Here is a 4,034-nt window from a genome sequence, read left to right as displayed (position 1 = left end):
CAAAAATTGAATGTTGATTATAAAAATTTAATAATAACAAAAACTATCGCATGAAAAAACTTTAGGGGTTAGTTGTAGTGCCTTACTTTGTAAACCTTTAAGATAATAACGCTTATTATTTTTATGCGAAAGTCGGGTTAACGTCTATGATCAGGAACGAAAGGGATGGTTTTCCTGGGAGAACAGCAAATGGGTTGAAAACATACCGGTGATTACTTCAGATACATTTTCCGGTACCGGAACCCGATTTCTTTCGGATGACGGACGGCAAGCCCTACACGATCTTTTTATCCGATCCTTCGGTCCTGCGGAGTAAAAAAATATGGGGTAGTATTAGGTAAGTATTATACTATTAAACTTAATTATACTGATAAGAATACTCAACCTCAGATAGAGTTGCCGAAGTTGGGTATTCTTATGGTTTATATTTTACCACTTGTAGATAACCGAGGTCTGTAGTCTGTTAGCTGTTCCACTGCTCTTGCCTTTATGCTGAGTATCCCAAAAGCTATACTCCAGGCCAATTTCAAGTGGATCAAATGGTTTGAATAGAACATTTGCATAATACGCGCTGTTTTTCTCTCTCATTTCTGTAGAACGATCATCATTTTCAGGATCATCAATACCAAATCCTGTGTTAAACCGTAATTGATTATCGTACTGGTAGGATAACTGCAACCAACCGCCTATAGCTTTGATTTCATCTTCGGACACTCTGTTTATACCTTGCAGAATACCACCGAAGTAATCATCAAGGGCAGCGCCTAAAAATATTTCTCCTTTTACACTGAGTTGTTCGGTAAGCGGTAAGGTGAGATCTCCATTTACCGACCAACTTTTTAGTTTTTTCTCTCTTGACCCTGTGTTTATTTTTCCGAAATCAATTTCTTTTTTTCCGTAATGACCAGAGATTCCAAAAGTATATGGCCGGTCACTAAATGCTGTTGTCGATATAGCTACTCTGCCCTGGATGGTTGGGAATCCAGCGTCCTCCCCATCGTTTTGCCCGTCCAGGTCAAAGTCTTCGTTTACCGTTCCATCAGTTTTTGAGATTGCAATAGCGGTGAGCAGTTTATTTTTTTCATCAAATGGGTGAGTGTGAGTCAGGCGAAGCTGTGGTCTTCGGTATCCTATATTTCCCGCAGACCACAACACAGTGTAGTTTAGTGTTGTTGGATAGAGAGGGGATATGAGGTCACTTGTCTGGCCTGCAATCAAAGAGAAATTATCTTTATTTATTTCGACAAAAGCATGGCGCAACATTGGATCTGCTTTATTTTCATGGGTTGCACTTCCATAAAAATCAAATTCAACCTGTCCTTTGGCATTCCATCCGTTATTAGTGGGAGCAAGAATATTTAGACCAAGACGGGTTTGTCTCGCCGTCATGTTGAATTCATTATCATTTTTGTTTCCTGATTCGTTAGGTACATAGAGGGCAAAGTTTCCAAAATCTGTCCTGCTGTCATCATAGGCAGCATCAAGCTTGATAAAACCATATGGTTCAAACTTGAATCGCGTTTTTTCAGAGTCCGGATCTGCTGCCTCTGAAACCGGTGCCTGAGCCGTGCTTTCAATCTTTTTAATCCTGGTGCTTGTCTCTTGTTGTGCTTCTTGCTGCTGAAGAAGTAATGCCTTTAGCTCTTGAACCTCTCGGTCTAACTGTTCAATTCTCTCAAGGAGTAAACGATCGTCGCTGTGAGCCAAAACGGGATTTGCTATCCATAAAACAATTATCAAAAATACAAAAAAATGAACTTTCTTACCTGCTGCCATATATCAATTCTCCTGCTCAAATATTGTTGGCCAAAGGAGCCAGTTTCAAAACGCCCCATTTTGGCCGATCTTAAGCGTTGGGCTCAAATTTCGCACGCAGTGAAGCTTTAGCGCTATCCTCTAAATACTCAATGTATTCCTGTGGTTGAAACTTTATCCCGCCTTGAGCTTGACCAAACTGAAACGTTTTGAAAGTGGCTCAAAGCTGATCTTTTTTTAAAATCTGCAAATTCTTGATCAAGCCCTTTGCTTTCAGTTGTTGCGATTCTATAATCAGGAGTTATTATTTATTGCAAGTTTTACTTTCATACGGCATGAATTCTTACATTTATTGGATGATTGCTTGATGGGTAGTAATGGGAACTAAACTGTTATCCTTATCTGACCCCCTGCTCAGTCTTCACATATGCTATTTAGAGAACAAGTGCTACCAGTCGATGGGGTAATAATCCTTTAAAAATTTGCCGCTCCAGTGTTTTCCTGTCAGTATGCCGTGAAAAAACGGATCACAAACTCTTGCCGCACCGTCTACAATATCTAATGGCGGCTGGAAATCATGACAGTCCTGTTTGTGCTTGGCAAGTATGGCAGGATCTTCATCCGTAACCCACCCTGTGTCTACTGAATTCATAAAAATCCCGTATGTGGCAAGATCACCGGCTGCAGTATGGGTAAGCATATTCAAAGAAGCCTTGGCCATATTGGTATGGGGATGGCGGCTGTCTTTTTTAAACCGCAGGAATTTGCCCTCCATAGCAGAAACATTAACAATATGTTTTTGTCCGGTGTCATCCTCTTTCATTAAATTTGCCAGCCGGTTGCACAAAACAAAGGGGGCCACGGAATTGACAAGCTGGATTTCCAGCATTTCCGAGGTCTGGATCTCCCCTATCTTTAGTCGCCATGAATTAGTCTTTCTAAGATCAACCTGCTGGAGGTCGGCATCAAGCTTTTCCGCCGGAAAGACCTCTGATACATCCAGTGAATGGTCATAAGAATAGGGAATCTGAGACAGCTGGGCGGACATGCGCAATCCCACGCCGGGAGCTGTTCCGTTCCATGTAACGGGTAGTGCCTTTTCCCTGCCCACATTTTCCGTCTGCCCGTATTTCAGCCGGGAGATACAGGACTGGTAATCACTCAGAAGGGTCTGGGCCTCAACCGGCAATTGTGATACATCCCTTGTTTCATTTTCCATAAGATGGGCATAAAATCCTGGCGGCCGCCTTACAGTCTGGGCTGCATTGTTGATGAGGATGTCTAAACGCTGGTAGACATCCTTGAAATAATCAGTAAAAAGCTCCACACTTGGGATGTGGCGCAGATCCAGCCCGTATATATGAAGTCTGTGGCCCCAATCGGAAAAATCCGCTTCTTTGGAAAATCTTAAGGCAGAATCCTTTGGAAAGCGGGTGGTGGCAATCACCTTTGCCCCGGCTCTCAGCATCATCATGGTGGCCTGGTACCCGATCTTAAGCCGTGAACCGGTAATCAATGCCACCTGCCCTTTCAGGGAAACTGTCTGGAAGCGTTTCTGATAATTAAATTGTGCGCATTCCGGGCATAATGCGTCATAAAACTGATGAAGCTTTGTAAACTCGGCCTTGCACACATAGCAGTTGCGCGGTGTTTCAAGCCTATTTGTATCTTCACATTCAGCTTCCCGGCCGGTATACGAAATCTGCTGTGGAGCAATAAATACCTTGGCTTCCCTGGCCTTACGGATTCCTGTGGCCGCCCTTATCCGGCGCTCTTTTTCCACAATAGCCATACGGTTTTGCTTTTTTCTGTCCTTATTTCGCTTTTTGATCTCCTTTTTGTCGGGCCTGGAAATTTTTCCGGCCGCAGTGATAAGAGCAATCCGTTCGGATTCCGGTAAAAGTGCCAGAAGTTCGGATTTATCTGCAATCTTTTCTAAAATAGGAATACACCCAAGTACTGCTGCCAGGGTTTCTTGTTTGTCGTCAATCATTGTATCCGTGTTGATGTTAGTCACTGTTTTTACATCCTTGCTTTGGCCGTAATATATACCTGTCTGTATTCTAATAAAATGATAGAGCCAGTTTGAATGAATTAAAGTTATGAATAGAATATCATCCGTTAAATACATATATCAAGAGCCAGTTTCAAAACGCCCCATTTTGGCCGATCTCTGCGTTGGGCTCAAATTTCAATCCTCGAAATACTCGATGTATTCCTGTGGTTGAAATTTTCTCCCGCCTTGAGCTTGACCAAACTGAAACGTTTTGAAAGTGGCT

2 protein-coding genes are annotated in these 4,034 nt (G+C 42.6%); both read right to left on the bottom strand.

Features of this window, described 5'->3' with window-relative positions:
• Positions 1-429: 429 nt before the first annotated feature.
• Positions 430-1,776 (bottom strand): hypothetical protein, encoded by a 1,347-nt coding sequence (locus KKC46_14860; protein ID MBU1055088.1) that lies wholly within the window; start codon positions 1,774-1,776, stop codon positions 430-432.
• 427 nt (positions 1,777-2,203) lie between these two features.
• Positions 2,204-3,748, bottom strand: coding sequence for an SDR family oxidoreductase (locus KKC46_14855; GenBank protein MBU1055087.1), 1,545 nt, complete (start codon positions 3,746-3,748; stop codon positions 2,204-2,206).
• Between the last annotated feature and the right edge of the window lie 286 nt (positions 3,749-4,034).

Source organism: Pseudomonadota bacterium (assembly GCA_018817425.1).
In the GTDB taxonomy this organism is placed as follows: Bacteria; Desulfobacterota; Desulfobacteria; order Desulfobacterales; family RPRI01; genus RPRI01.
The sequence above is the reverse complement of the archived record's forward strand: the minus strand, read 5'-3'. Positions and strand labels throughout refer to the sequence as shown.

Bases quoted from the DNA above. Each gene is read 5' to 3' on its own strand.
- KKC46_14860 (MBU1055088.1), bottom strand. From the start codon at position 1,776: ATGGCAGCAGGTAAGAAAGTTCATTTTTTTGTATTTTTGATAATTGTT.
- KKC46_14855 (MBU1055087.1), bottom strand. From the start codon at position 3,748: ATGATTGACGACAAACAAGAAACCCTGGCAGCAGTACTTGGGTGTATT.